The organism is Enteractinococcus coprophilus (assembly GCF_006716305.1).
Lineage (GTDB): Bacteria > Actinomycetota > Actinomycetes > Actinomycetales > Micrococcaceae > Yaniella > Yaniella coprophila.
The window spans coordinates 961,848-988,447 of record NZ_VFOU01000001.1; the positions used below are offsets into that span (position 1 = coordinate 961,848).

A 26,600-nucleotide genomic window follows, 5' to 3' on the forward strand; every position below is an offset into this window, starting at 1 on the left:
ACCGATGACGCACGCAAACCCCCAGACAGCCGGACCAACTACTGTTGGTCGGGTTTTTCTTCGACTCGTGTTTGATGGCTGGCGCGGCATGTTCGGCTGGATCATCGGCATTGCGGCGGTCCTGGGACTATATCTACCGCTCTACCCATCAATAGCCTCCGATCAGATGACCGAATTGATCAATAACCTACCAACCGAACTGGTTGAGGTGCTTGGTTATGAGGATGTTGTCACCGGCGCAGGCTATACCCAGGCCACCTTCTTTGGGCTCCTGGGCTATGTGCTCATCGCGATTGCTGCCACCGCCTGGGGTGCAGCCTTCATCGCTGGGACCGAAGAAACGGGTCGGTTGGAGCTCACCCTGGCGCACGCGGTGGGGCGTGTGCAATACGCTACCGAAAGCCTGGCGGCGCTGCTGGCAAAGCTCCTGATGCTGGCACTGGTGGTCTACTTAATGATTTGGGCATTGAATGACCCATCCGAACTCGACCTGTCTGCGGCCAATCTGCTGGCGGTGACGATCGCGTGGGCGAGTTTGGGATTACTCTCCGGTACTGCAGCGTTAGCCGTGGGCGCTCTCAGTGGGCGCAGGCTGTGGGCTATTGCAGCCGGTGCCGGTGTTGCCGTGCTTGGTTATCTTTTCGACGCCGTCGGCAGCACAAACGATGACTTGCAATGGCTCTACGACCTCTCGCCCTACCACTGGGCCTACGGTAATAGCCCGTTAGCTCAAGGTTTTGACTGGGCAGGCCTGGCGTTGTTGTGGGGCCTGTGTGCTGTGTTCATTGCGCTGACGATCTACGGTCTGGCACGCAGGGACATTCTCGGGTAAAACGTCGGTGGGCCCGCCCAATGCTGAGCGAGCCCACCTGACAATATGCGTGGATCAAGCGGTGCAGTTGTGCATGACGTGGCGTCACTGACCCGCTGGAAGGCTATGCGTTGACAGCTACGCTGTCGGCGCGAACGGACTGCATTGCCCCAGCCCAGCTGATGAGTTGGTCAAACATTGGTTCAACCGAGGCTGCCTGCAGTTCGGTTGGTTTGAAGGCCGAGAAGTTTTCGAAGTCGGTGAATAAGGAGAACATGCCCTGTTTCTGTACGTGGGCGATCTGCAATTCCGACAGGATGCCGCGCAGGTGTTCAACGGCGCGGACGCCGAAGGCCGAGCCGTAACCGACGATCCCGGCGGCTTTGTTATTTACTTCGGTGTTCAGGTAGGTCAAAGCGTTAGCCAAAGCCGGGGTAACGGAGTGGTTATATTCACCGGTGACAAACACGTAGCCATCGAACTCAGCCATCTTGGCAGACCACGCTTGAGAGTGTGCCTTGGTGTTCTGGCCTGGCGCGACTTCGTCGAGGACGGGCAGGTTGTACTCGGCAATATCGACTACTTCGTATGCCGCGTCGCCGCGCTGCTGAGCGTAGTCAAGCAGCCAGTCAGCGACGCCACGGTTGATGCGGCCTGGACGGGTGGAACCGGTAACGATCGCGATTTTCAGCACGGATATCTCCTAGGATCAAAAACTCATGTAGTTCAAATTTGAACAAAGCGTTCAGTTGAGTATGACATTACGAGTGGCTCGCGGCAAATTTCATTGTTCTCTGGGTGAAATTGCTACGGTGGTGGTGTCTGAAAGTTCCGATTCCGCACTTGTTCTAAGGACCCCGTTGGCCAGTTCACGCCCGGTAGAAGTTTTTCGCACATTCCTCAAACTTGGCGTCACCTCTTTTGGTGGGCCGGTAGCGCATCTCGGGTATTTTCGCGATGAACTCGTCAGGCGTCGCAAATGGCTTACTGAACAGCACTACGGCCAGCTGGTCGCCTTGTGTCAGTTTCTGCCTGGTCCCGCATCGAGTCAGGTCGGTTTCGCCCTGGGACTGCTGCGCGGCGGATATTGGGGTGGCCTGGCCGCCTGGATGGCATTCACCTTGCCATCTGCACTGTTGCTGGTCTTTTTTGCCATCGGTGCGGTAAATTTACACGGCGTGGTTGGTCAGGGCCTGATGATCGGCTTGAAGGCCGTCGCGGTTGCTGTCGTCGCGCATGCCGTATGGGGTATGGCCAAAGCTCTCACCCCGGATGTCCGAAGGGTGCTCATCGGGCTGGTTGCCGTAGGGCTCGCCCTGTTCTTGCCGGGAAACTTGGGGCAAATCGCAGCCATCATATTCGGTCTCGCGGCCGGGGTGGTGTGGTGTCGAAATATCCTCGGTTCCAGCGCGACACCCTTGACCGTAGTGGTTTCCAAACGTGTTGGCGTCATCTGTGCTGCGCTATTTGCGGCACTCATGATCGGGTTGCCCATCATCGCTGCGGTGATGCAAAACTCGTGGGTGAGCTTGACCGATGCGTTTTATCGTGCCGGGGCCCTCGTGTTCGGGGGCGGACACGTCGTGCTGCCACTGTTACAAGGGGAGCCTGCGGTGGCGGAAGCACTGACTCAGGACCAGTTCTTGGCTGGTTATGGCGCAGCTCAAGCTGTGCCCGGTCCACTCTTTACGTTTGCAGCCTACCTAGGGTTCGAGATGGGCACGGGGCCGACTGCCTGGATCAGTGCTGCGGTCGCACTGATCGCGATTTTCCTGCCCGGTATGTTACTGCTGCTGGCGGTCCTGCCGTTTTGGGGTCAACTCCAACAGAACTCGCTGGCCCGTGCTGGCGTGACAGGGGCAAATGCCGCCGTCGTCGGCATTCTGGCTGCTGCGCTGGTCCATCCGGTCATTACCTCCGGCATCACCGGGATCGCCCCTTTGATCATCGCGGTTGGCTGTTTTGTGCTACTTGTGTATGCCAAACTCCCCGCCTGGGCGGTGGTGATCATCGGCGCAGTCGGCGGCGTCATCGCTAGTGGTGTAGGCCTGGGCATCGGCTGGATCTAGTGGCTGAAAGCTTATCGTGCGGGCCTCGAATCGCTGATTTGGGGTTCGATAGCGTAGACTGCCAACAGCCAGCCGGACAGTAAACCTCTTTTCCGGTGCCGGCCAGTACCGCGTTGAGTGGCCTTTGTATAGCCGCTCCGCCTGTGCCAGGGCCGGGTCTTCCATTTACCCGGACGGATTCATTTTTTGACATCTCTTCAATACGCCGCCACAACTGGCGGTCCATCCACCATGCCTTCTTCTGCAACCAATAGCTCAGCCAACGGATTCACCGAACTCGGTGTGCCGAGCAAATTGGTCGACGCACTCGCAGCACAAAGCATTACCTCGCCCACCCCGATCCAAGCCGCAACCCTGCCAGACTCGCTGGCCGGGCGCGACGTGTTAGGTCGCGGTCGTACCGGATCGGGCAAATCCATTGCCTTCATGCTGCCGACCACGGCCCGATTGAATAACGGTCGCACCGCAACGAGTCGCCACCCACGGTCGCTCGTCTTGGCGCCCACCAGGGAACTGGCGCTGCAACTTGCCGAGACGTTTGAACCGCTCGGTGCCGCAACCGGCCTGAAATCCGCCACCGTGTTTGGCGGCGTCGGACAGAACCCCCAGGTTAGGGCCCTGCGCCGCGGCGTCGACGTGCTGGTTGCTTGCCCGGGGCGTCTGCTCGATCTGATCGGTCAAGGCCACGCCGACCTGTCAGAGATCGAAGTGCTCGTCATCGACGAGGCTGACCACATGGCTGACATGGGCTTCTTACCTCTGGTGCGACGCATCCTCGATCAGGTGCCCGCCACAGCCCAAAAGATGCTGTTCTCCGCGACCCTCGATGCGGCCGTCAATGGCCTCGTGAAGCGCTACCTGAAAAATCCGGTCGTCCATGAGGCCGATTCGGCGGCCTCGCCGGTCGCCAAAATGGATCACCATGTCATCACCGTGGATTCCGATGACCGGCTTCGCACCCTGGCCAACCTGTGTGCCGCCGAGGGCCGAACCATTGTGTTTACCCGCACCAAACACGGTGCCAAACGCACCGCAAAGCAGCTTCGGCAACGCGGCGTGAGCGCTCTGGAACTCCACGGCAACCTGTCCCAGAATGCTCGCACCCGTAATCTGCAGGCCTTCCACGAAGGCACCGCCGGCACCTTGGTGGCCACCGATATCGCGGCCCGCGGGATTCACGTCGACGATGTGTCACTGGTTGTTCATGCGGATCCGCCAGCCGAGCATAAGGCGTATCTGCACCGTTCAGGTCGAACAGCCCGCGCCGGCCAAGCCGGCACAGTCATCACGCTGAGCCTGCCGGATCTCACCGGTGAGGTTCGCAAACTGATGCGGGCAGCAAAGATTTCGCCAACGCTGCACGAAGACGGGGCGACGCGAGAACTGCTCGACGAATTAGTGCCAGGTCCACGCCAGTTCTTGGACGCTGTCGATCTCGAACGTCAGTTGGATCTTGTGACCCCGGCTCCACAGCCGCAACGCAATCAACGACCGCGTCGTACAGCTGACCGTGAGGACCACGGTCGAGGCGGGGCCGGCCAGCGTTCGCGGAATCGTCGTGGCCGTTCCCATGGCGACCAGAAGCCTTCGGGTCAACGCGCATCGTCCGGACGTCGTGGTGGCAACCGTCGTCGTAGCACCGACGGGCCGACGAGCCGCTAAACACTAAACGCGAAATGCGCCAGCCAAGGATGGATACATTCTCCACCTGGCTGGCGCATTTTGTTGTGCTTTGACGTTTACTGCTGCGGTCCCGACGGGTAGCCGCCTGTTTGCTGACCGTAGCCGCCGTAGGGTGGGGTACCGGGATATTGGCCGTAGGGTGGCTGCTGCATCGGGGGCTGCTGGTACCCGAATTGCTGTGGCGCGTGCTGAGCCGGGGGAGTGCTCGGCCCCTGGCTCTGATCATTTGCATCGGAGGTTTTCGGCGCGGTGTAGATCATGATCCCGGCCAGCAGCACCAGCGACATGAACAACATCCAAATCACGGAAAAACTGGTGTGTTGCAGGGTGAAGAATCCCAGGACGGCCGTAGTGCGGCCGATCATGGTGAAGGCGGCTCCGAAGCTCACCGCAATCAAGAAATAGCGCATCCAGGCTGAGGGCTTCAGTAACTGCAGAATCGACAGGGTTACGGTAGCCAAAAACAGTAGGAGGATCAGCCAGCCGCCCGAGGCCACGTGCGAGGTCATTGCCCGAGCCATGCCGCCGACGCTGGGACCAAAAAAGAAACCGAACAGCGTCATAAAGGCTGCCCCACCGGTGATGAACAGGCCCCAAGTTTTCGCGCTATTCAGATCGATCGGAGTGCGCTGCCGTGCACGCGGTTGGAACGCTTGCCCATAGGGCTGTTGCGGTCCAGTCGGTTGGCCGTAACCATAAGGCGGTTGCTGTGGCTGGTGTGGGTAGCCGTACGGTGGTTGGCCGTAGCCGGTCGAGGGCGGCGGGGATTGCTGCTGCGATTGGGACGCCGTCGACGAGCCGGTTCCGGGCCACCCCCAGAGCGGTTCACCGTATTGGGCCTGCTCAGAGGCAGCGCTCTGCTGGGCGGCATCCTGCGACTGCTCGGGGGTCGCCGTTTCGGCGGACGCCGCTTCATCTGCATGGGTTGGACCAGTGGGCTCTGGCATTGCCCACGGGTGCTCGGCTTGGCGAGGTTCTTCCATAGCGGCCGCGTCGTCGGTGTGGCCCGGCTCGGTCACACCGGGGTCTGCTTCGGCCTCATCATTGACCGGATCCGGTTCCGGGCCGTCAGCCTCGCCGTCGGTGGGGTCTAGCGTTGAGGTATCCGCCTCGTCAGTTTCCACGGCTGCAAAAACCTTGGTCGCATCATCGTTGGAAGCAGCAGGTTCAACCGTCTGGGTGACCCCCGCCGGAGCGGCCTGTTCTGCTTGACGATCCCGAATCCAACCGGCCAACCCTGGATACACATTTGGGTGGGCCAAAATATCGTCCCAGGCCTCGGGGTGGGTCTGGGCGAGTTCTTGGAGTCGGTGCGGGGAAATGGCCGGATCGGTCAGGTCGACCGGATCCTGAGGGGATTGCGTCATGCTGCGGGGGTCCTTTGAGGGTCATCAAGGCGTGCCTGAGTTGTATTTCTTTACGGTGTCGCAGCGAACCTGGTGGGATGGAAACCTTCGACGCTGACACCGCATCCAAAGTCTAGCCGAGCACAATAACGCGTCATACTGTAAGTAGTCACACACTTTAGGATAGATTTTGAGTCGCAACCGTGCGGATAACAGTTGCATATATTTGGGGGCGTCGCGAGGTGAACTCCGCCGCCGTATTGTATGAGTAGAACATATGGCTGACGATAATAAACCACAGCATCTCGACCCATCGGACCACAGCGGTGACGAGACCACCACACACCATCGAACCACCACCGATGAGACTCGGGCGCTGCCGGAAATTTCCGACGAGGGCACCGAGAGCGCCAACGCGCCCCTTGACGACGTCGCGTCCGATGCACAAGCTTCCCAGGACGCTGCACCGGATGAGGGCGCTGATGAACCTGTCGAGGACGCTCAGCCAGCCGAGACTGTGACCGAAGAGGTCGATCCCGAAACCCGCATGCTGCAACAAATCGCGGCGTTGAAATCTGGTGACCAGATTGCCGACGACGCTGCTTCGGAAGAGTCCGGAGATGAGCGTTCGGCCGCAGATGCCGATTCGCCGGACATCGTGTCAGCGGATGCATCCGAGGACGACGCACAGGCTGAGGCGGTCCCGCACACCACGGTGTTCTATGATTCGCCAAGCAGCATCGAGGCGACCCAGCAGCCAGACCAGACCGAGACGATGCCGCCGATCGCGGTGGCTGCCGCGGGCGGATCGGCCGCCGGTCCCAACGAGCCAGCAGATACGGCCCGCAAGAAAAAACGCCGGTGGCCGTGGGTCCTGGTGGTTCTGATCGTGTTGCTTGGTGGCGGTTACGTGGCCGCCGCATTTGCGACCCAAGATGCCCTACCAGCCACCCTGACGGTAGAAGGAGTCGATGTGTCTGGGCTGTCGGCCGAAGATGCTGCTCCCAGGTTGGAAGAGGCCTTTGCCGAACGCGCACAGCGCGAGATTTCCGTCGTCGTCCAAGACCACGAAGCCACTCTGATTCCCGCCGAATCCGGATATAGCTACGATGTCGAGGCAACTCTGGATGATCTGACAGCTCTGACGTTCAACCCGGTGGAACTGTGGGCCCGCCTGTTTGGGGAAGCTCATGTGCCCGCCAGCAAATCGGTGGACGAGGAAACCTCCTCGGAGACGATAGCCGGGCTGGCCGAGCAGCTGACCTTTGACCCGACTGAAGGATCGGTGGTCTACGAGGGTGCGGAACTGGACTATACCGAGCCGGTTGACGGGTTCACCGTGGACGACGAAGCGCTGGCCGAGCTGGTGGCCGCCGAATGGTTGGGCGAGGAAACCGAACTGACCGCGCCCGGTGAAGTCGAAGATCCTGCGATCTCGGGCGAACAGTGGGAACAATTCGTTGCCGACACCGCTCAGCCGCTGGTTGAGGACAATTACACGGTGACCGCTGCTGACGCCACCACCGAGCTGACCCCGGCCCAACTGGGTGCAGCAGCCGAAGTCCGGGTGGAAGGTGCCGCTGAGGAAACCGCGGCCACCGACGGACAAGAGACATCTCAGGAGGCCGAGACGTCTGAGGCCACCGAGTCCGAGGATACGCAAGGTGTGCGCCCGGTGTTGATACTCGACGGCGAAGCACTGACCGACTCCCTGGCCGAAAATAATGCGGACTTTGAATCCACAAACCAGGACGCGACCGTGCGCTTGGCCGGGAGCGCGGGTTCTGGTCGTCCGGAAGTCGTTCCTGGTTCCACCGGCCGCGGCGTGGACGATGAACAAGTCGTGGATGAAATCCTGGCTGACCTGGCCGGGGAGCAGACCCGGTCCATCACCGTGGACTTACACGAGGTCAAACCGGAAGTCACCACCGAAGACGCCGAAGCCTGGGACGTCAACCACATCGAGGCCGAATATGCGACCCCCTACCCGCCCAATGACGGGCCACGCACCGCGAACCTGCGGATCGGTGCTGACCGGGTCAATGGAACCGTGGTGATGCCCGGTGAAGAGTTCAACCTGGATGCCATCCTGGGCCCGATCACCGCGGCCAACGGCTACCACTCCTCAGGCGTAGTCGAATCCGGGGTCACCACCAACGCGATCGGCGGCGGGCTATCCCAGATTGCGACCATGGCCTATAACGCCGGCTTTTTGGGCGGCATGGAAATCGTCGAACACAAACCGCACTCGCGCTGGTTCGACCGCTACCCGCAGGGCCGCGAATCCACCTACTGGGAAGGCCAGATCAACGTCCGGTGGAAAAATGACACCGATGCACCCGTCATTGTGGAAATGTGGTTAGCCAACAATCAGGTCCATACCCGGCTGTGGGGCTCGGACTACTACGACGTCTCCACGACCACATCGGAACCGTATAACCACACGGCATCTCCGACCATCCGCAATTCCGACTCGCAATGTGTTGCCGAACGCGGCGGTCGGGAAGGTTTCACCGTCGACGTCCACCGCACCAAGACCCCACCGGATGGTTCACCGATCAAAGAATCCTGGCGCTGGGCCTACTCGGGCTGGCCAACTGTGATCTGTGAATAACTCACCGCGCCGCGGTCGTGCCCTGACCTGGGCGGTGGTGCTGTGTTGCGCGCTGGGGTTGCTTGCCGCCACCCCGGTGCTCGCGGCCTCCACCATCCTGCGCACCGAACTGCTGCCCCGCAGCTCGGTGCTGACCGGTAACCCACTGCGCGATGCCACGGTCGCCGAAGCACCCCAGCTCCCCGCCGAGGTTGTCACCGGCCTGCGCCTAGACCCGGTCTGGATCCAGGACACCGCCGCGGCCACCGGCATCTCGGAGCGCGCCCTGTCGGCGTACACTGCCGCGGCTCTGACGATCCAACATGAGCACCCCAACTGCAACATCGGCTGGAACACCCTGGCGGCGATCGGGTATGTCGAAACCCGCCACGGCACCATCTACGGCTCGCACCTGAACGACGACGGCGTGGCCGTCCCGGCCATTACCGGTCCGGCGCTGGACGGCGAGCAGTTCAAAGGCATCCCCGATAGTGACAACGGCGAACTCGACGGCGACACCACCTGGGATCGGGCCGTCGGGCCGATGCAATTCATCCCGCAAACCTGGGCCATCTACGGGCGCGATGGTAACGGCGATGGGATTGCCGACCCGCAACACATTGACGACGCCACACTGAGTGCTGCTGCCCTACTGTGCGCCAGGGGCGGGGATCTGACCGAGCAAACCAATTGGATCCGCGCCGTGCACGCCTATAACCAAAGCATTGAGTACAACCACCAGGTTGTGGACGCAGCCAATGCCTACGCGCGTGCCGCCCAGTAGTCTCGTGCTGACTTATCAGCCTATGACGACGTCGACACCGGGGTCACCCACACCGCATCGACTGCGGCCGGTCCCAGCGTGAGTTGAGCATCAGGTGCCACCAGGGTCACCGTGTCAGAAAACGGCGCACCCGCCGTCAGTTCCACCACGGTGCCGTGCGCGACGCCGTGGAAGGCAAAGTACTGCAGCAGCGCGGGATCGTCATCGGCAATGCGTTCGACCACCGCCGGCACACCCATGCCCAGTTTGGTCAGGGAGATGGCCGTTAATTCCTGCATGCTGCCATCGGCTAACGGAATTGGATCGCCGTGGGGATCCCGCTGCGGAAAGCCCAAGTACTCATCAATCTTGTCGATCATAAAATCCGACACGGCATGCTCTAACACCTCGGCTTCGTCGTGCACCTGATCCCAGGTATAGCCAAGTGCTTGGACTAAAAACGTTTCGATCAACCGGTGACGGCGGACCATATCCAGCGCGTGAGCTCGACCGATGTCGGTCAGCGTGATCGCGCTATAGGGTGCATGGTCGATCAATCCGGCCTCGCGCAGTCGCCGCAACGCATCCGAGGTTGTCGATAAAGTGACGCCAACCCGTTGGGCAATACTGGTGGCCGTGATCGGTTCATCGGACCACTCACCAGCCAGCCAGATGGCCTTCAAGTAGTCCTGTGTGGAATCCGAGAGTTGGTTGATCGTCATAAATGTTAACGTACCAAGACCCTTGAGTTTCTGCGGAAACTTGAGGCTTTTTGCGTCACAAGCCCACCCGTTTGACGCCCAGGTGGGGCGGTGTGTTGGACAAGGTATTTCAAATCTGGAATACTTTTCTCGTGGAAGACGTTCTATGCAACAGCCGGTCTTCACCAGAGCTTGTGTCAAGACCACAACCCAAACTTTTTGGAGGAATACTTTATGACTACTTTGACCCCAGGTAAATGGACACTCGACGCCTCGCACTCGGAAGCCATGTTCAGTGTTCGTCACGCCGGAATCTCCCGCGTTCGCGGTACATTCGAAGACTTCTCCGGTAGCGCTGAGTTCACCGAAAACCTCAACGGCTCGGTCATCAACGCTGAAGTCCAGACCGCATCGGTCAACACCCGCAACGAAGGCCGCGACGAGCACCTGCGCTCTGCCGATTTCTTTGACGCCGAAAACCACCCGGTCCTGAAATTCGAATCGCTGAAAGTCACCGACTTTGACGGTGAAGACTTCAAACTGCACGGCAACTTGACCCTTCGCGGTGTCACCAAAGAAGTTGAATTCAAAGGCGAATTCGGTGGCCAGACCGTCGACGCATTCGGTGCAACCCGCGCAGGCTTCGAAGCCGAAACCGAAATCTCTCGTGAAGAATTCGGCTTGACCTGGAACGCTGCTCTTGAAGCCGGTGGTTTCCTGGTGTCCGACAAGGTCCGCATCACCCTGGACGTTTCCTTCACCAAAGACGAAGAGTAAACCCTAGCTTTCAGCGCTGCCCGGTGATCCGTTTCGGATCGCCGGGCGGCGTTTTTGCGTTAAAGTGAACACCATGACCGATCAGGCCGTCGAAACACTGTTTCTTTCCACTATCCCGGGCGCCACGCCCTCCAAATGGGTCCACCGCTTCAAAGCGCGCGGCTCCGACGTCACACTGGTGACCCAAGACGAACAGTCTCAGACCTTATTTTTACAGCCGCATGACCCGCCGCGTTATCTGCCGCAGCTGGGCTATCTGCGTTGGCGAGCCGATCAAACCTGGCAGGAACTCGTTGCAGCTGACGGTCTGGATCCAGACGACATCCACCTGGTGCGGCTCTACGAAGAGCACCCGGTCATCATGGTGTCCAAAGACCACCTACTGGCCGCTTGGACCGACGAGGACGGTGACGTCGGTCCCGAGGATCTGGAAGGCGAAACCTTCTGGAACCCGGCCGACTACGCCTCCGAGCCAGTCGATGATCCGCTGGATGCGCCCGAAGAAGTGGCTGCGGGGGAGCGGATGGCCATTCAACTGGTCGCTACCGGTTCCGGTTACACACTGCTACCGGCATCGGTGGCGCGCATGTTTGGGCAAAAAGACGTCCTCGTGTTGCCGACAAACATCCACCCCGGCTGGGAAGTTGGCCTTGCCTGGCGCAGAGCTGCCGACTCCGACATGATTCAAGATTTTATTGGCGTGACCAAGGGCCGTCGACCGCGTTCCAGCAGATAGCCAGCGCTGAGACTTATGCTCTGTCCAAGCCCGGCGTCGTAAGACCAAGAGTGATGAACTCACCAGAGGAGTCGCTGGTTTTGATGCCAACGATCCCCGGCCTATCACTTGGCACGACCTCGATGGCACCGCTTGACCACGCGTAGATCATTCCGCGCTGGCTCTCGCGCGGTTGGCCCTGCAAAATAGTCCCGAATAGGGTGTGCGACTTTTCCAGGTCCGCTGACTTCAATACCGTCGGCCCGATGTGCTGTGTGTGGCCCGGCTGAGTCTCCCAGATGTTCGTCCACCAGTCATGGTTTCTCGCCCCGTGAATATGCGGCATAGCTTGCACATCACGCTCATAGCTGGTGAGTAACTGCTGCGCTGATAGATACTGACGATCGGAACTGGCCAGTTGGATAATGGTTCGATGTGTGGCATCAGGGCGGATAAACGCTTCCTGCCATGCGGGGTGGTCGTAGTGCTCATCGACGACGCCGAAGCCATGCTCGCGTACGGCAACAACGACGTCGCGAAGATTTTGCACGGAAAAGGTGAGATGATGCGGACTCTCGCCACGTTTATCCAGGTAGTGACTTAGGAAACCGTCTCCGGTCGGCTCGATCAATTCAACTTTCGTCCCGTGGGCTTCTGATCCGATGTACATCATGAGGTATCGGAATGCGTCCAGGGATTCACCGGTGATGGGTGTCGCCCCAAAGTCCTGGCGAAGCTGGCGTGCGCTGGCCAATGCGTCGTGGACGGCGAACGACGTATGATCAAAATCGATGTGGGGTTGCTGGGCTTGAGACGTCATGACTGCCTCAGGCCAGGCGGCCGGGCTCGATGGGTGCTGGTTCATCGTCTTGGCGGTCGATCGGTTCGGTATCGCGCCAGCGAGCGATGGCCCACATGATGTGATAGATCCCCAGCACCGCAATGGTTCCCAGAGCGATGCCGCCGAACTGCATGCCACCGACTTCAATGACCGGATCGGCGATGGCGATAATCAGGCCGGCCCCGGCGGCCATGAGGTTGATGGTGTTAGAGAAATCGACCTTGTTATTGACCCAGATGCGGGCACCCATGATCCCGATCATCCCGTAGAGAATGATGCCGGCTCCGGCGGCAACGCCCATCGGAATGGTGGCAATCAGTGCACCAAATTTCGGGAAGAATGCCAGGCACATCGCGACAATGCCGGCGACCCAGTAGGCGGCGGTTGAATAAATGCGCGATGAGGCCATAACCCCAATGTTCTCGGCATAGGTCGTCGTCCCAACACCACCGCCGGCACCCGAGAGCATGGTGGCGACGCCGTCGGCAATAATGGCTCGGCCGTTGTGCGGGTCAAGATCCGTGCGGGTCATCAGGCCCACGGTTCGCACATGGCCGATGTTTTCAGCGACTAGTACGAACACGACCGGCAGGAATAAAAACATTACGTCGAGGCGGAACTCGGGCGTGTGGAAGGCCGGCAGCCCGATCCAGGCGGCGTCGGCCACCGGTTGAAAGTCAATCTCATCCTGGGCCAGGGCCAGCAGATAGCCGACGATGATCCCAATCAAAATGGACAACCTTCCAAGGAAGCCTCGGAAGAGCACCGCGGCGATGATCACGGCCGCCGTCGTCCCAAAGGTAGTAAGTGGTACTTCTTGCATCCCGTCGGTGGTGGCCCCGGCCAGGTTCAGCCCGATCAGCGCGAGAATCGTACCCATCACGGCCGGTGGCATGACCGCGTGAATCCAACCGGTCCCCGCCCGGTGGACGATGAACCCGATGATGACCAGTGCCACGCCGGTGACGAGGATCCCACCGGAGGCTGCGGCCATGGAATGCATCGACGTTGCCGCGGTGAGCGGGGCAATGAACGCGAACGAGGAGCCGAGGTAGCTGGGCACTTTGCCCTGGGTGATCACCAGAAACAGCAGGGTACCGATCCCCGAGAAGAACAGTGCCGCCGTCGGAGGGAAACCGGTTAGCGCCGGCACTAGCACGGTTGCCCCAAACATCGCCATGACGTGTTGTAGGCCAATGCCGATGGTCTGCGGGGCTGCCATCCGTTCATCAGGCTTGACGACTTGGCCTGGGGTAATCGTTTTGCCATCACCGTGGATGTCCCAGGTCAGGCCGAAGCGTTTACGGAATGATGCTGCCACGGCAGGCTCCTCTATGCGCGGTATTCGTTGCCAGCAAGACTTTACCAATTTACCCCGCCTGCAGCACCAATTCGCGCTACCATTCAGGAATAAGGAAAGGAACCCTGCATGCCAGAGTTTTTGGCGCCCCACGGTGCCGATGTGGAGCGCGACGACGTCGGCCACCCGCTGGTGCGGCCACAACTGATTGCCACCGACTTGGACGGGACCATCATCCCGTACTCCGAAACCCACACCGGCTACGTTTCGCCGCGCACCCTGGACGCCTTTGCCGCCGCGATCGACGCCGGAATTCATGTCGCGTTTGTCACCGGGCGGCCGATGCGCTGGATGACGGCGCTGACCCCCGTGCTGGGGTCCATGGGGCCGGCCATCGTGTCCAACGGCGCGATTATTTACGACATGAACACCGACAGGGTGTTAGAAGCCCACCCGATGGACCACAATCTGGTGGCCGATGTGACCAATGAACTGCGCAGCCTGTTTTCGGGTGCGATCTTTGGTGCCGAAACGCTGACCGGGTTAATCATGGAACCCGAATTCATCGCTGCTTCCTCCCGGGCAGCAGCCCGCAAAGTCGACCTGGCGGCGGCCGCCACCAAAGAACCGACCGATACCGTGGCGGTGCGCTCATCTCGCTGGATTGAAGTAAACCGGATCACCGATCGGCTGGCCGAACACCCCAAAGTCGTCAAACTGATGGTCAAGGTCAACGGCCACGACCCCGACGAGCTGCTCCTGGCCGTGCGCTCGCACTTTGGTTCGCTCGTCCAAGTCACCCACTCGGTGCCCGGGGTCGCGCTGTTAGAAATCTCCCGTGGCGACATCCACAAGGCTTCGACCCTGGCCGACTATGCCGCCAGCCTTGGCGTACACGCCAATGACGTCGTTGCCTTCGGAGATCAACGCAACGACGAACAAATGCTGCGTTGGGCCGGCACCGGCTATGCCGTGGAATCCGGCAACCCGGCGTTATTTGTCCAAGCCGACGTGGTTGCTCCGGCCTGTGATGACGACGGCGTCGCCAAGATGATTGAACACTTACTGACCCTGCCCGAATAGCCAGCGCTCGATCACTTGGGCGTGGCGGGGCTGTCGCGCACGCAGGTGCCGCCTAGAACAATTCGGCGCACTGCCGAGGTACACCGGTGGCAAAATAGCGACGCAGTGTCCTTTGCTGCTGGTCGGTGAGGTCTTCCGGCAGCACACACGAGGTCACATTATCAGGGGAGACGTGGCGCAGTGATTTTGCCAAATCGGTAATCCGGCCCGTATCCAGTTGCGCATCGGCATCCACGTACGACGTCAACGTTGAAGCCAAGGTCTTGAGCTGCCCGGCGTCCTGCACTTTCAGTGTTTCCTGTAAGACCGACTGCCAGACGTCGTCGGCACTGAGCGCCGTCGGGTCAGTCAATACCGCGGCGGCCGCACCCGGAGCGGTTTCCAACTGCGTGAGAAACTCCAAATCCCACCGCATGACATGCTCCATGCGCGCACCCGTAAACGCTTCGACCTCACCGACCGTGCCGGCAATGTCCTGAATATCCGTGACCGCCGTGAAATCGCGGGGAAAATTGACGATATCTACCCGACGTCGCCCATCGGCCAGATGGAACACCGACAGAGTTTGGTGCTCGCCGGCTGCCTCCCCGAAGACGAGAAAGTTCACCGGCCCGCGTGGGGCATCCGAGCCGTCTGGCCGCTGTGTCTCGGTGGGGAAGGGGTCTGTGATGACGCCCAGGGGTTGGAAACTGGCACGCAGTGTCGAGATAGCAAACCATGCCGCACCGGCAAAAAGTGCCACCACAATACCCCAAACCCAGAATTTTGTGCGTCGCGAAGCTGCAGCCATGTTGCGAAGTCTACTCGAGCCCTTCCGCATGGCACTAATAGCTCAGCTTTGAAATATCGTACGGTTAGAGACATGACCACTGGCTCCCACGACACGTTATCCGCCCGGATAGTCGAGCTGAAAGCCTTCGCCGCAACCCGGGCCACCCATTCGCGCTCTTTCCGCATGGATCAGCTCAAAGGCCTACGCGAAGTTTTCGAAGACTATACCGAGGACATTCAGGACGCCCTGTGGCAGGACATTGGCAAATCAGCGGCCCAGACCGACCAAACCGAATTTGTTCCCGTCAAAGACGAAATCTCGTATGCCATGTTGCACCTGACCGACTGGATGGAACCCCAGCCCCGCTCCATCCCATACGGTCTGCGCCCCGGCAAGGCCATGGTCAAACCCCGTCCGCTGGGTGTGGTGGGTATTGTCGGCCACTGGGCCCACCCGTTTTACACCCTGCTGGCTCCGCTGGTCGGCGCCGTCGCGGCCGGGAATTGCATGGTGCTAAAACCTTCGATGCATGCGCCACGCACCGCCAAACTGCTGGGCAGCATTCTGCCCGAATATCTTAACCCGCGCTCAATTGTCACTGTCACCGGGGGAGCAGAGGCACTGGACGAACTCGTGGCCCAGCCGCTTGATCACCTGTTTTTCACCGGCTCCGAAAGCCTCGGACGACACGTCTACCAACGGGCCGCCGCACAACTCACCCCGGTCACGCTGCAGCTGGGCGGCAAATCCCCGGTCATCGTCGTGGATGGTTCCGATTGGAAAACCATTGGCAGGCGCATCGCCTACGGCAAGTTCACCAACGCCGGCCAGAGCCTGGTGAGCCCGGATTATCTAATCGCCGTGGGATACGACGTCGCTGCCAAAGTCCAACAAGGCGTGATCGATGCCATTGAAGAGTTCTACGGACCCAGCCCGGGCGAGTCGAAACAATTTGGTCGGATCATCACCGCGCAGCACACCCAGCGGCTCGTTGATCTCATCCGTGCCACAACCAAGGGCGCGGTTGGTGCCACCCCCGCCCGACTCGTGCACGGTGGGAAATACAACATCGAATCTGCATTCTTGGCGCCAACCATTCTGGCCGATGTGCACCCGAACTCGGCGATCATGCAAGAACAAATCTTAGGCCCGGTCTTACCAATCCTGGTGGTCGACACCTACGATGAAGCCATAGAATTTGCGAACTCCAAACCTACCGCGCCGGCCGCCTACCTTTTTTCTGAACGACGTCGCATCCGTAAAGACTTCATGCACCGCATCAACGCCGGCGCCGCTGTCATGAACGCCACCATTATTCAGACCGTGCTGCCCTCGCTACCGCATAACTTCACCGGCGGTGCAGGGTTTGGCACCTGGGGCGGTCATGAAAGTTTCCGGCTCTTCTCGCAATATCGCACACACTTCTATAAACCAACGCGCCTCGACACACTGCAAGCCGCCTACCCGCCGGACCCCACCTACGGGCAGCGGATGATTGACCGACTCAAATAGCGCCAAGACCGCACAGATGCTGCGCCAGACGGCTGCGGTATAGCCCGCGAAGGCACTCAGGCGCGTTCCACGCGGTGCAGTTCCACTTCGATAGTGTTGCCGCTGATGCTAGCGGTCATCATGGTGCAGTGGGGTTGCCGCCGCCGATCGGTGGGAGAACCGGGATTCAACAGCCGCATGCCACCGGGTGACACAGTATCCCACGGGATATGCGAATGCCCGAAAATCAGCACATCGACGGATGGGAATGCCAGATCCGCCCGCTTCTCCCGCCCTTTGGCCTGACCGGTTTCATGTATGACTGCCAGGTGCAAATCCTCAACCGTAAAATACGCCACCTCGGGCAGCCTTTCCCGCAGCGTCGGGCCGTCATTATTGCCATACACGCCATGTAAGACTCGCGCGCGACTCTGGAGGAGCTCGTGGGTGTCGAGATCAATCCAGTCGCCAGCGTGCACAACAATATCGGCCGCATCGATGGCTTGAAGCACTGCATCCGACAGGCGCTTGGCTCTGGCCGGAATGTGGGTATCGGCTAGCAGTAAAAGGTTGGTGGCCATGTCCCCATTATGGCATTGCCAAGGTTGCCGTCACGGGTGTCCCGCGTTGACCACGTCGGCCAAGGACCAACCCGGAGGTCTGAGTTTTAGGTGCACAGGAAGTTATCCACAATTCGGACGTGCGCTCGCCCGTAGGCACCGTTTGGGCCATACGTTGGGAGATAGTCCTAGACCGTCACCCACATGAAAGAGGCAGTGATGACCACCCCAAAGACCAAACTTTCGCTTATGCTCGGCACGATCGGTATCGCAGTAGCGCTCAGCGGTTGTTCGGCCAGTGAAGCCGATGAGGCCCGCGGTGAGTCATCGCCGAGTGAGCCTGCGGAGACTGCAGAATATGTTGCAGCTTCCGCTGAAGGACCGGCAGAAAATGTCCCCGCGCCGGTGGTGCCAGATGCGGTCAAAGAGCATAGTGCTGACGGCGCCCGGGCGACGATTGAATACTTTTGGGAGGCCGTGGATTACGGACGTCTCACCGGAAACACCGAGCCGATCGAGCAGGTAACCCACTACGTGTGCGAATCATGTAACCAACTGATTTACAAGTGGGAACAGATTTATGAGGACGGCGCCTGGGCCGTGCTCGACGGCGAAACCAGCATCAAAATCGGCGAGGTGCAACAAAACTACACCGAGGAGACCGACGAAGAGTGGACCGCCGTGCTGTTCAAAATGGACGAACCTTCAAGTGAGTTCTATCAAGACGGCGTGCTCAATGAAGATGCGAGCACCGAAGGCGGCGAATCTGCTGGGTGGTGGGTCGAGATGGTCTACGACGAAGACGACGGCCAGTGGGTCATCGACTGGCTAGACATTGATCCAGCCTTCGACGAATGATCGCGGTTACCCACTAGCGGGTGGGTAACCGGTCACGATCATAGGTAATGTCCGTATACCCGTGTGGTTGAGGTTTGCCATCCTCACCCAGGGATACAAAAACGATTTTGTCGATACTGAGTATGACGTTGCGGGTAATCATGTTGCGCACCACGGCACGCATCGTCAACGAAGTACGACCAAAATGTGTGGCCTTGAGCCCCATTTCGATCATGTCACCCTGTACAGCAGAGGCGACGAAATTGATCTCGGACATCATTTTGGTCACCGCACGATGGTTCCCCATCTGCAGCATCGCATAAATCGCGGCCTCTTCGTCGACCCAGCGCAGCAACGCACCACCGAACAGGGTCCCGTTAGCATTCAGATCCTCCGGCTTGACCCATTTTCGGGTGTGAAAGTTCATGCCGTCATCGAGCACACTAAATTGTTGGGTTTTGGGATGAATTGCTTGATCACTCATACCCCAAACTGTAGTGTGAGGCACAACCTGCCGCGATAACGCTGCTCACAGTTGCGCTGCCGGGTGCAGGATTACTCTGCGGGCGTGGTCGGCCTGTTAGCGGCCACCAGCGCTTCGAGTCGAGCACCCAGACGAAGTAACTTATCCTCGGTCCCGGCACGGCCAATGGCTTGGATCGACCACGACATGCCGTCCTCATCGTCCTTGACCGGAATCGAAATGGCCGGCAACCCCATGACGTTGATCATTGAGGTATACGGCGTGAACTTGCACTGGTACTCATAGTCATCTTGGGCTGCCATCGCCGAGAACGTGCCCACTGGTGGCGGGGTAAATGCCAACACCGGAGTCACGATAATATCGTAGGCCTCAAACTGACGACGCGTATCGGCGGCCCAATCGGAGAGTTCAGCAACCGCCGTCTCATACTGTGCCTCGGTGCGCTCGCGAGCCTGTTGCAAGAAGTCCTTGGCCAGGGCTTCCATCCGCTCCTCAGCACCCTCAGGCAGCGGGATCCGCGTCAGGCCTTGCGTCCAGACCGTCTGGAAATTCTTGTGGTAGCCGGGTCGGTAGGAGAAACTCATCTCCTCAATCGACAACCCCTCTTTACTCAACAACGTCACCGCCAGGGTTAATGCCTGAACCGCTGATTGTGACAGCGTAATATCCAAATCTGGTTGGAAGGGTGAGGCGGTGGTATAGCCAATTGATACATCACACGCCGACTCTCGTCCCTGTTGGGCAGCGGTCAGGTATCGACCGTTGGTCTGGGTCGGGTCCACAAGCGCATCCATTAACAAGGCGGCGTCTTCCACCGTGCGAGCAAGTGGACCGGTGACTCCCAGGTTGGTGACCTCGTCGTTCTGCTCGTCGGTGGGGATTGTTCCGCGCCCAGGTTTCAGCCCCACGATGCCGGTGGCAGCGGCAGGAATCCGAATTGACCCGCCACCATCGGTGCCGGGCGCAACCGGTAACATCCCGGCGGCAACCGCGGCCGCAGCCCCACCAGAGGAACCACCCGCAGTCAGTTCCGGATTGCGTGGATTCCGTGCGGGCTCAGAAATTGCGTTATCTGAATGGCTGGACAGCGCAAACTCGGGCACGGTCGTCTTGCCTACCTGCACCGCACCGGCGGTGTTCAAGTTCAAGGAGATCGGATCATCTTCGGCCTGCGGCTCGGTATCGGCAAACAGCCTGGACCCAAACGTGGTGACCATTCCGGCCACATTCACCGTGTCTTTCACCGCCAGCGGTAAACCATGCAGCGGCCCGACCACACCGGTGGCAGCATACACGTGGTCCAACTCATCTGCTCGTGCCAGCGCGGCGTCGTCCTGCACCGCCATAAAAGCACCCAGATCGGTGTGCTGATGGATCACGGAAAGATAATGTTCGGTGACTTGACGAGCGGTATAGGTACCAGCGGCAACCGCATCCCGCAGCTGGCGAGCGGAAAGCGAACCGAAAACGTGATGTTCAGTCATGGATTCCACTGTATACGCCCACGGTGGCAATCGGGCGGCTTTTACTAGCAGCCGCGCGTTTTTTTGGTTTACCATAAGCCCCATGAACGACTTTGAAACTCTGACCGTAGATCAAGTACCCGACGACGCTCACATTCTGGACGTACGCGACCCGTATGAATTCGACGCCGGCCACATCCCGGGCGCCATCAACATCCCACTAGACCAATTACCGCTGCGCATCGAAGAACTCGACCCCGACACCGACTACTACGTCATCTGCCGGACCGGGGGCCGCTCCGCAAGGGCCACCCCGTACATGGAAATGCACGGGTACTCGGCCGTCAACGTTGCCGGCGGGTGCGGGGCCTGGCTCGAGGCAGATAAACCACTGGTCTCTGAAACCGGGCACGAACCGATCGTGCGCTAAAAGCGCGCGCCGTGGTACGGGGTGCGTAAGATAAGCAATCATGAAGTCGTTTGCGTATCTTGGCCCCGAGGGCACATTCACCGAAGCTGCTCTCAACAGGGTGCCCGAAGCTCAAGGGGCCGACCAGGTCCCACTGGGCTCGGTCATCACCGCGTTGAATCAGGTACGTACCGGCGAGGTCGATGCCGCCGTCGTCCCGATGGAAAACTCGGTAGAAGGTGGGGTCACCGCAACCCTGGATGCCATTGCCTCGGGTGATGCGCTGCATATTATTCGCGAAGTGCTGGTGCCCATCTCGTTTATGCTGGTGGGCCGACCCGACGGGCCGCGCGAACTGTCCGAGCTGCACAGCGTTGCCACGCACACCCACGCCTGGGCGCAGGTGCGCATCTGGGCCGAAGCCAATATCCCCAACGCCGCCTACGTCCAAGCCGCCTCGACCGCAGCCGGAGCGCACGGATTACTAGACGAGGCAACATCCTATGACGCCGCAGTGTGCGCCCCACACCTAGCGAAGAAACTTGGCCTGCCGATTTTGGCCGAGGGTATCGAAGACACCGAAGGGGCCGTTACTCGATTTGTGGTCGTGGCCCGAGCAGGGAGTCTTCCGGAACCCACCGGATCGGATAAAACCTCCCTGGTGGTCCCACTGCCAGAAGACCGCCCCGGTGCGCTGGTACAAATCATGAACCAGTTCTCCACGCGCGGGGTCAACCTGTCGCGCATCGAATCTCGCCCCACCGGTGAGTACCTGGGCAAATACTTCTTCTCGATTGACCTTGAAGGTCACCTAGCCGATGAACGCGTCTCCGCCGCGTTGGCCGCTCTGTACCGGATGTTCCCGGGGGTGCGCTTTTTAGGTTCGTATCCACGCGCCGAAGGCGTGCCCTATGTGATCCCCGAATACACCACCGATGAAGCATATCAGCGTGGCCGCGCCTGGGTGCGCAGCATTTTAGACCGCTAGCGCGCTGCCGCCCCGTTCGGTGCAGGGGGATTACTGATCAGTTGGCGGCGGAGCGGGCACCCGCACCTGTAATGATCGCGGAATGGCCTCGGCCATAATCTCTTTGGTCTTAGGGATCGGATCCCCATCAATTTGGGCCACCAGTGGCTCTTCGAACACCATCTTGCAGGTACGCGTTGGAAACGTCGTCACCCGCGTGGTTTTTTGTTTCGGGACCAGGGCGGCCGCGGCCACTTGAATCCAATCCACGAGGTTGCGCGGATCTAACAGCGCCACATCTAGTAGTCCGTCGTCGATGACGGCTTCGGGCACCATATTGAACCCTCCGGTGAGGATCCCGCAATTGGCAAGCATGGCTGAACGCACCCGATACCGTCTCGGTTCGCCGTCCTGAGCCGTGACCGTGACCGTGTGGTGTTTGCCGCGCAGCTTCCGCACGCCTGCCTCGGTGTAGGCCAGCCAACCCGCCGCAGCTTTCAGCCGATCTGAGGTGGAGTGCATGATCTCAGCATCGAATCCGGCCCCGGCAATCACCGTCGACACTAGATTATCCTGCGTATCATCCTCGTAGACCACGTCCAAGGAGACCACATCGATCGAACGTACCGTGCCGTTAAAAGCGATGTAAATGCATTCTTGAACGTCGTTGAACGGCAACTCCAGATTCCGGGCCAACAAATTGCCGGTGCCGGTGGGAATGATCGCCAGCTGCACATCGGTGTTGACTAATACCTTCGCTGCCGCGCGCACCGTGCCGTCACCTCCGGCAACCAAGACCAGCTGAGCGCCGTCGTCCACGGCCTGCTGCACGGCAGACAAACCGGAATCCTCCAGCGTTGTTTCATAAAATTTCGGCTCCGGCAGCCCAAAGAGTCGACATGCTTGAGCCACCAACGGCACCGCTTGGTCCGAAGCCGCCTTCGACGGGTTATAGACCAGAGCGACTCGATTTGGCACCCCTAATCTCGAGGCGACCTGCGGCAACTCATAAGCTTGAGATAACTGGTCCGATAGGTCCCGACTGACTGCCTCCGCACGGTGTGCGCGGTCGCGGGCTTTGCGCCAGGCCACCAGCGCGATGATTGCCCCAACCATGGCGCACACGGCTACCACCAGCAGCACAATCGTTAACGGGGTCATGTCAACAAGTGTAGGTTACAGCCGGCTCGGGTAGGCTGAAGCATGTGATTGACGTAAAGCATCTTGCCGAAAACCCTGAACTATACCGCGCCTCGCAGCGAGCTCGTGGAGCCGACGAGTCGCTGGTTGATCAGATCATCGCCGCTGACGCCGAACGCCGCGCCGCCCGGCAGGCTTTCGAGAACCTGCGCGCCGAGCAAAAAGTCTTCTCCAAGAAGATTGGCCCGGCCAAAGGCGACGAGAAAAAAGCCCTGCTGGACCAAGCTAAAGAGCTCGCGGCTAACGTGAAAGCTGCCGAAGCCGAAGCGGACACCAAAAACCAGCTGCTCGAAGACCTCAATAATGTGTTCCCCAACCTCATCATCGAAGGCATCCCTTCGGGTGGGGAAGAGAACTTTGCAGTACTCAAGACAGTAGGCGACGTCCCAGCATTTGATTTTCAGCCCCGCGATCACCTGGAACTGGGCGAAATGCTGGGCGCCATCGACATGGAACGCGGCGCCAAAGTCTCCGGCTCGCGCTTCTACTTCCTCAAAGGCGTTGGCGCTCAGTTAGAGATGGCGCTCACCCAGATGGGGATGGCCCAAGCCGCTGAGGCCGGGTTTACTCCGATCATCACCCCCACCCTGGTACGCCCAGAAATCATGAACGGCACCGGGTTTAATGTCGAACACGACGACGAAATTTACCGGATCGAAAAAGACGATCTCTACCTGGTCGGCACCTCCGAAGTCGCGCTGGCCGGCTACTATGCTGACGAAATTATTGACCTGAGTGACGGGCCGGTTCGCTTCGCCGGATACTCGACCTGCTACCGTCGCGAAGCCGGCGCTGCCGGCAAAGACACCCGGGGCATCATCCGGGTCCACCAGTTCAATAAACTGGAAATGTTCATCTACACCACCCCGGAAGAGGCCGAAGCAGAACACGAACGCCTGCTGGCTTGGGAAGAAGAGATGCTCGCCAAAATCGAGGTCCCCTACCGGGTCATCGATACCGCCGCCGGCGACCTCGGCCCCTCGGCTGCACGCAAATTTGACTGCGAAGCCTGGGTACCAACCCAAGACGCCTACCGCGAGCTCACCTCGACCTCTAACTGCACGACCTTCCAAGCCCGCCGCCACAATGTGCGTGAACGCTTATACAACGACGACGGTTCCAGAGCCGGTACCCGGATTGCCGCGACACTTAACGGCACCCTGGCTACCACCCGCTGGCTGGTCGCTATTTTGGAAAACCACCAAAATGAAGACGGCTCGGTCAACGTACCCAAAGCCCTGCAGCCCTACATGGGTGGCAAGACCGTGCTGGAGCCCATCGCCTAGAAAGTACGACAACCACAAGCTTTCAATCCGCCCAACAGGCCGATTCTGGCATTCTCAGAATTGGACTGTTGGGTGTTCGTGTCGGCTGGCCGCCAGGGAATATGCGGGTGTTTACTGTCAAGTTCTGCCGAATTTGTCACTGGTTCATCACAGCGTTGCTCGACATGGTTGACTAGTGGGCATGAAGAAAAAGATGGTCTGTTTAGACGTAGACGGCACGATCGTGGATTTCGATGGCCACATGTACCCAGAAGTGCGTGCCGAAATCATTAATGTCATGGAAGCCGGTCACCACGTGCTGATCGCCACCGGCCGGGCTTTCCACGCTACCTTGCCCATTATTCGCGACATCGGCCTGCACTGCGGTTATTCAGTGTGTTCAAACGGTGGGGTCGCCTTGCGCTTGGACCCAGAACTCGACGAAGGCTTTGAGGTCGTTGCCCGCAGTACGTTCGACCCGTCATCGGTGTTAGAGAAACTGCGCGACCGCGTCCCGACAGCTCGATTCGCTATCGAGGACGACCAAGGTAACTACCTGTCTACCGAGCGTTTCCAAGACTTTAGCTTCGGCGTCCAAGCTACCGGTGTGACCTTCGAAGAACTCCAGGAAACCACAGCAGTGCGTCTTGTGGTCTTCTCGCAGAGTGCTTCGACCCGCGAGTTCGCCTCTGCTATCGAATCCTTGGGATTGCAAGGCATCACCTACTCCGTAGGGTATAACGCCTGGCTTGATGTGGCTGGTGCCGGCGTGACCAAAGCCTCTGGTCTTGAAGCTCTACGCCAGGTATTGCATGTTGATCGAGCGGATACTGTAGCCATCGGTGATGGCTTCAACGATGTTGAGATGCTGGAATGGGCGGGTCGAGGCGTGGCCATGGGCCAAGCACCAGCCGAAGTCAAACACGTGGCAGACGAAATCACCGGCACCGTCCACGAGGGCGGCCTGGCCACCGTGTTGCGCACCCTGCACTAAAGGCCAGTGGTTGCTAAGAAAAACCCCGAGCCCAGCTAGTGGCGAGCGTTGACGCTATATCCCACTATTGGATTGGATGTTCACGGCGGCGTCGGTCTGATCTAACAGCAGGCTGACTGCACTACGCACTTCGTGTTCGGTGTTATACAGCGATCGCTTGATGGCTTGCGATACCGCCTGCACCGTCATGCCAAGTTCGTGAGCCACCCGACGCTGTTGGCCGCGAACTCCCGGATCAAGTCGATCCAAGACCGCCCATTCAGCGTCCGAACGCCGAGACACGATATGCCCGAGTAGCTGCAAGACACTTTGGGCGTGTTTACCCAACTGGGTTTGTTCGACACCACGCGGGGGCTTGGCCGCTTCAACGCGCAACGGCACCAACTGGCCTTGTTTGGCAGCCAGAGCAACAGCCAAGTCGGCGGCTCGGACACCGGAGCCTGTCAGCTGATCTTCGTGCTCGGTTGCAGACCCCACGCCGATTCCCACATTCCACGTACCTAACCGCATCGCATACAACGCGGTTTCAACGACCTGGGGGGCCGCAGAAAATACCTGGCAATACGCCATCGGATCTGGGGACCGAGAACCGGACAGTTCTACCCCGAGGTGCTGTTGAATATCCTGGTGAAATTCTGTGGCACGGCGTTCACTGGGTTCCACGGAACGCTGGGTCATGGTCACAACAAACATATGTCCATCCTTGCACGCAGACGGGATCGAAGGCGAGACAACTCAAGTGATTGTGGGTGACATAGGGCAGTGATGCTCGTTGTGGAAAACGACGAAACGCCGTAAGAAGGGATTCTCACGGCGTTCGACGGCGTCTTCGACGCGCAGAAGTTTTTGAATTACCTTATGGCGAAATTGCTCAAAGCCTGGCAGTTTTCAATAGATACCAGCAGATTTTGGTGTTGTTTTAGCCGTTAAAGCGATCGATCGACGCTTGCAGTTCGGCCTCAGCGGCGGCCCGGTCTTTCCACCCTTCAGCTTTTACCCATTTGCCTGGTTCGAGATCCTTGTAGCGAGTAAAGAAGTGTTCGATCTCTTTGATCAAGAACTCGTTGATATCTTCGAGCTCTTGGATGTGATCAAAGCGCGGGTCGGCTGGGACACACAGCAGCTTGTCGTCACCGCCGCCGTCGTCGGTCATAGAAAACATGCCGATAGGGCGAGCTTCGACCACAACATTTGGCAACAGATCAAACCCAGGCAGGTAAACCAGCGCATCCAAGGGGTCACCATCTTCACCCAGGGTGTTATCGAAAAACCCGTAGTGGGTTGGGTATTCCATGGAGGTAAACAGGATGCGATCCAGGTGTAACCGGCCGGTTTCTTCGTTAATTTCGTATTTGACGCGTGAACCGGCAGGGATCTCAATGGTGACGTCGTGCTGCATTATTTCTCCATCTACTTGGCGGTAAGACTTGCCGCACCGAATGACTTGGGGCAAGCGTATGCTTGATCTAAGGTTAT

General features: G+C 59.4%; 26 protein-coding genes. 14 read left to right on the forward strand and 12 right to left on the reverse strand.

Features of this window, described 5'->3' with window-relative positions:
- The first annotated feature begins 4 nt into the window (after positions 1 to 4).
- Entirely contained in the window at positions 5 to 832 is an 828-nt protein-coding gene (locus FB556_RS04460; protein WP_141865085.1) for an ABC transporter permease subunit, read from the forward strand.
- A 103-nt stretch (positions 833 to 935) separates the two neighbouring features.
- Here the strand turns inward: FB556_RS04460 and FB556_RS04465 are convergent, their stop codons facing one another.
- The gene (locus FB556_RS04465; RefSeq protein ID WP_141865087.1) at positions 936 to 1,505 is read right to left on the reverse strand and encodes an NADPH-dependent FMN reductase; all 570 of its coding nucleotides are present in this window, start codon (positions 1,503 to 1,505) and stop codon (positions 936 to 938) included.
- A 166-nt stretch (positions 1,506 to 1,671) separates the two neighbouring features.
- On the opposite strand from FB556_RS04465, the gene chrA reads away from it, so the two are divergent.
- Both chrA and FB556_RS04475 read left to right on the forward strand, forming a co-directional pair.
- Positions 1,672 to 2,880 carry a chromate efflux transporter gene (gene chrA / locus FB556_RS04470; RefSeq protein ID WP_246057192.1) on the forward strand — a complete coding sequence of 403 codons (1,209 nt, stop codon included), beginning with the start codon at positions 1,672 to 1,674 and terminating at the stop codon, positions 2,878 to 2,880.
- Between the two features lie 231 nt (positions 2,881 to 3,111).
- Positions 3,112 to 4,542 (forward strand): DEAD/DEAH box helicase, encoded by a 1,431-nt coding sequence (locus tag FB556_RS04475; RefSeq protein ID WP_141865364.1) that lies wholly within the window; start codon positions 3,112 to 3,114, stop codon positions 4,540 to 4,542.
- Positions 4,543 to 4,619: 77 nt separating this feature from the next.
- Here FB556_RS04475 and FB556_RS13400 read toward each other — a convergent pair whose 3' ends face one another.
- Positions 4,620 to 5,930, reverse strand: a complete 1,311-nt coding sequence (locus tag FB556_RS13400) for a variant leucine-rich repeat-containing protein (RefSeq protein WP_170200300.1) — start codon at positions 5,928 to 5,930, stop codon at positions 4,620 to 4,622.
- Between the two features lie 256 nt (positions 5,931 to 6,186).
- Here FB556_RS13400 and FB556_RS04485 point away from each other — a divergent pair, with 256 nt between their 5' ends.
- Entirely contained in the window at positions 6,187 to 8,523 is a 2,337-nt protein-coding gene (locus FB556_RS04485; RefSeq protein ID WP_141865091.1) for a VanW family protein, read from the forward strand.
- A complete protein-coding gene (locus FB556_RS04490; protein WP_246057193.1) occupies positions 8,516 to 9,286 on the forward strand; it encodes a lytic transglycosylase domain-containing protein in 771 nt (256 codons plus the stop codon). The genes FB556_RS04485 and FB556_RS04490 overlap by 8 nt, the downstream gene beginning before the upstream one ends.
- Positions 9,287 to 9,306: 20 nt before the next feature.
- On the opposite strand, the gene FB556_RS04495 is transcribed toward FB556_RS04490, so the two are convergent.
- Positions 9,307 to 9,987, reverse strand: a complete 681-nt coding sequence (locus FB556_RS04495) for a metal-dependent transcriptional regulator (protein WP_141865093.1) — start codon at positions 9,985 to 9,987, stop codon at positions 9,307 to 9,309.
- A gap of 213 nt (positions 9,988 to 10,200) precedes the next feature.
- Between FB556_RS04495 and FB556_RS04500 the strand changes: the two genes are divergently transcribed.
- Both FB556_RS04500 and FB556_RS04505 read left to right on the forward strand, forming a co-directional pair.
- On the forward strand, positions 10,201 to 10,743 hold the full coding sequence (locus FB556_RS04500; RefSeq protein ID WP_141865095.1) for a YceI family protein: 543 nt from the start codon (positions 10,201 to 10,203) through the stop codon (positions 10,741 to 10,743).
- 73 nt (positions 10,744 to 10,816) lie between these two features.
- Entirely contained in the window at positions 10,817 to 11,479 is a 663-nt protein-coding gene (locus FB556_RS04505) for a LysR substrate-binding domain-containing protein (protein WP_141865097.1), read from the forward strand.
- Positions 11,480 to 11,492: 13 nt separating this feature from the next.
- Here FB556_RS04505 and FB556_RS04510 read toward each other — a convergent pair whose 3' ends face one another.
- The gene (locus FB556_RS04510) at positions 11,493 to 12,278 is read right to left on the reverse strand and encodes a VOC family protein (RefSeq protein ID WP_170200358.1); all 786 of its coding nucleotides are present in this window, start codon (positions 12,276 to 12,278) and stop codon (positions 11,493 to 11,495) included.
- 7 nt (positions 12,279 to 12,285) lie between these two features.
- Complete coding sequence (locus FB556_RS04515) at positions 12,286 to 13,620, reverse strand: uracil-xanthine permease family protein (protein ID WP_246057194.1); 1,335 nt, start codon at positions 13,618 to 13,620, stop codon at positions 12,286 to 12,288.
- Between the two features lie 108 nt (positions 13,621 to 13,728).
- Here FB556_RS04515 and FB556_RS04520 point away from each other — a divergent pair, with 108 nt between their 5' ends.
- Positions 13,729 to 14,682, forward strand: coding sequence for an HAD-IIB family hydrolase (locus FB556_RS04520; RefSeq protein ID WP_141865101.1), 954 nt, complete (start codon positions 13,729 to 13,731; stop codon positions 14,680 to 14,682).
- A 52-nt stretch (positions 14,683 to 14,734) separates the two neighbouring features.
- Here the strand turns inward: FB556_RS04520 and FB556_RS13405 are convergent, their stop codons facing one another.
- Entirely contained in the window at positions 14,735 to 15,472 is a 738-nt protein-coding gene (locus FB556_RS13405) for a hypothetical protein (RefSeq protein ID WP_170200359.1), read from the reverse strand.
- A 72-nt stretch (positions 15,473 to 15,544) separates the two neighbouring features.
- Between FB556_RS13405 and FB556_RS04530 the strand changes: the two genes are divergently transcribed.
- Positions 15,545 to 16,966, forward strand: coding sequence for an aldehyde dehydrogenase family protein (locus FB556_RS04530; protein WP_170200360.1), 1,422 nt, complete (start codon positions 15,545 to 15,547; stop codon positions 16,964 to 16,966).
- A gap of 56 nt (positions 16,967 to 17,022) precedes the next feature.
- Here the strand turns inward: FB556_RS04530 and FB556_RS04535 are convergent, their stop codons facing one another.
- The gene (locus FB556_RS04535) at positions 17,023 to 17,526 is read right to left on the reverse strand and encodes a metallophosphoesterase family protein (protein ID WP_141865107.1); all 504 of its coding nucleotides are present in this window, start codon (positions 17,524 to 17,526) and stop codon (positions 17,023 to 17,025) included.
- A 198-nt stretch (positions 17,527 to 17,724) separates the two neighbouring features.
- Here FB556_RS04535 and FB556_RS04540 point away from each other — a divergent pair, with 198 nt between their 5' ends.
- A complete protein-coding gene (locus FB556_RS04540; protein ID WP_141865109.1) occupies positions 17,725 to 18,363 on the forward strand; it encodes a DUF6318 family protein in 639 nt (212 codons plus the stop codon).
- A 13-nt stretch (positions 18,364 to 18,376) separates the two neighbouring features.
- Here FB556_RS04540 and FB556_RS04545 read toward each other — a convergent pair whose 3' ends face one another.
- Together FB556_RS04545 and FB556_RS04550 are read right to left on the reverse strand one after the other, a co-directional pair.
- A complete protein-coding gene (locus tag FB556_RS04545) occupies positions 18,377 to 18,826 on the reverse strand; it encodes an acyl-CoA thioesterase (RefSeq protein ID WP_141865111.1) in 450 nt (149 codons plus the stop codon).
- Between the two features lie 71 nt (positions 18,827 to 18,897).
- A complete protein-coding gene (locus FB556_RS04550; protein ID WP_141865113.1) occupies positions 18,898 to 20,310 on the reverse strand; it encodes an amidase in 1,413 nt (470 codons plus the stop codon).
- Between the two features lie 82 nt (positions 20,311 to 20,392).
- Here FB556_RS04550 and FB556_RS04555 point away from each other — a divergent pair, with 82 nt between their 5' ends.
- Entirely contained in the window at positions 20,393 to 20,719 is a 327-nt protein-coding gene (locus FB556_RS04555) for a rhodanese-like domain-containing protein (RefSeq protein WP_141865115.1), read from the forward strand.
- Between the two features lie 40 nt (positions 20,720 to 20,759).
- Positions 20,760 to 21,686 carry a prephenate dehydratase gene (pheA, locus tag FB556_RS04560; RefSeq protein ID WP_141865117.1) on the forward strand — a complete coding sequence of 309 codons (927 nt, stop codon included), beginning with the start codon at positions 20,760 to 20,762 and terminating at the stop codon, positions 21,684 to 21,686.
- A gap of 30 nt (positions 21,687 to 21,716) precedes the next feature.
- Here the strand turns inward: pheA and FB556_RS04565 are convergent, their stop codons facing one another.
- The gene (locus tag FB556_RS04565) at positions 21,717 to 22,826 is read right to left on the reverse strand and encodes a diacylglycerol/lipid kinase family protein (protein ID WP_141865119.1); all 1,110 of its coding nucleotides are present in this window, start codon (positions 22,824 to 22,826) and stop codon (positions 21,717 to 21,719) included.
- 44 nt (positions 22,827 to 22,870) lie between these two features.
- Here FB556_RS04565 and serS point away from each other — a divergent pair, with 44 nt between their 5' ends.
- Complete coding sequence (gene serS, locus FB556_RS04570) at positions 22,871 to 24,151, forward strand: serine--tRNA ligase (protein WP_141865121.1); 1,281 nt, start codon at positions 22,871 to 22,873, stop codon at positions 24,149 to 24,151.
- 181 nt (positions 24,152 to 24,332) lie between these two features.
- On the forward strand, positions 24,333 to 25,124 hold the full coding sequence (locus tag FB556_RS04575) for an HAD family hydrolase (protein WP_141865123.1): 792 nt from the start codon (positions 24,333 to 24,335) through the stop codon (positions 25,122 to 25,124).
- 54 nt (positions 25,125 to 25,178) lie between these two features.
- Here the strand turns inward: FB556_RS04575 and FB556_RS04580 are convergent, their stop codons facing one another.
- Both FB556_RS04580 and FB556_RS04585 read right to left on the reverse strand, forming a co-directional pair.
- Positions 25,179 to 25,817: a hypothetical protein gene (locus FB556_RS04580; protein WP_141865125.1), complete on the reverse strand. Its 639-nt coding sequence runs from the start codon at positions 25,815 to 25,817 to the stop codon at positions 25,179 to 25,181.
- A gap of 226 nt (positions 25,818 to 26,043) precedes the next feature.
- Complete coding sequence (locus FB556_RS04585; protein WP_141865127.1) at positions 26,044 to 26,523, reverse strand: inorganic diphosphatase; 480 nt, start codon at positions 26,521 to 26,523, stop codon at positions 26,044 to 26,046.
- Between the last annotated feature and the right edge of the window lie 77 nt (positions 26,524 to 26,600).

Excerpts from the sequence above, each read along its gene's own strand:
- FB556_RS04460 (WP_141865085.1), top strand. The coding sequence starts at position 5 with ATGACGCACGCAAACCCCCAGACAGCCGGACCAACTACTGTTGGTCGG.
- FB556_RS04475 (WP_141865364.1), top strand. The coding sequence starts at position 3,112 with ATGCCTTCTTCTGCAACCAATAGCTCAGCCAACGGATTCACCGAACTC.
- FB556_RS13400 (WP_170200300.1), bottom strand. The coding sequence starts at position 5,930 with ATGACGCAATCCCCTCAGGATCCGGTCGACCTGACCGATCCGGCCATT.
- FB556_RS04485 (WP_141865091.1), top strand. The coding sequence starts at position 6,187 with ATGGCTGACGATAATAAACCACAGCATCTCGACCCATCGGACCACAGC.
- FB556_RS04495 (WP_141865093.1), bottom strand. The coding sequence starts at position 9,987 with ATGACGATCAACCAACTCTCGGATTCCACACAGGACTACTTGAAGGCC.
- FB556_RS04500 (WP_141865095.1), top strand. The coding sequence starts at position 10,201 with ATGACTACTTTGACCCCAGGTAAATGGACACTCGACGCCTCGCACTCG.
- FB556_RS04505 (WP_141865097.1), top strand. The coding sequence starts at position 10,817 with ATGACCGATCAGGCCGTCGAAACACTGTTTCTTTCCACTATCCCGGGC.
- FB556_RS04510 (WP_170200358.1), bottom strand. The coding sequence starts at position 12,278 with ATGACGTCTCAAGCCCAGCAACCCCACATCGATTTTGATCATACGTCG.
- FB556_RS04520 (WP_141865101.1), top strand. The coding sequence starts at position 13,729 with ATGCCAGAGTTTTTGGCGCCCCACGGTGCCGATGTGGAGCGCGACGAC.
- FB556_RS13405 (WP_170200359.1), bottom strand. The coding sequence starts at position 15,472 with ATGGCTGCAGCTTCGCGACGCACAAAATTCTGGGTTTGGGGTATTGTG.
- FB556_RS04530 (WP_170200360.1), top strand. The coding sequence starts at position 15,545 with ATGACCACTGGCTCCCACGACACGTTATCCGCCCGGATAGTCGAGCTG.
- FB556_RS04535 (WP_141865107.1), bottom strand. The coding sequence starts at position 17,526 with ATGGCCACCAACCTTTTACTGCTAGCCGATACCCACATTCCGGCCAGA.
- FB556_RS04540 (WP_141865109.1), top strand. The coding sequence starts at position 17,725 with ATGACCACCCCAAAGACCAAACTTTCGCTTATGCTCGGCACGATCGGT.
- FB556_RS04545 (WP_141865111.1), bottom strand. The coding sequence starts at position 18,826 with ATGAGTGATCAAGCAATTCATCCCAAAACCCAACAATTTAGTGTGCTC.
- FB556_RS04550 (WP_141865113.1), bottom strand. The coding sequence starts at position 20,310 with ATGACTGAACATCACGTTTTCGGTTCGCTTTCCGCTCGCCAGCTGCGG.
- FB556_RS04555 (WP_141865115.1), top strand. The coding sequence starts at position 20,393 with ATGAACGACTTTGAAACTCTGACCGTAGATCAAGTACCCGACGACGCT.
- pheA (WP_141865117.1), top strand. The coding sequence starts at position 20,760 with ATGAAGTCGTTTGCGTATCTTGGCCCCGAGGGCACATTCACCGAAGCT.
- FB556_RS04565 (WP_141865119.1), bottom strand. The coding sequence starts at position 22,826 with ATGACCCCGTTAACGATTGTGCTGCTGGTGGTAGCCGTGTGCGCCATG.
- FB556_RS04575 (WP_141865123.1), top strand. The coding sequence starts at position 24,333 with ATGAAGAAAAAGATGGTCTGTTTAGACGTAGACGGCACGATCGTGGAT.
- FB556_RS04580 (WP_141865125.1), bottom strand. The coding sequence starts at position 25,817 with ATGTTTGTTGTGACCATGACCCAGCGTTCCGTGGAACCCAGTGAACGC.
- FB556_RS04585 (WP_141865127.1), bottom strand. The coding sequence starts at position 26,523 with ATGCAGCACGACGTCACCATTGAGATCCCTGCCGGTTCACGCGTCAAA.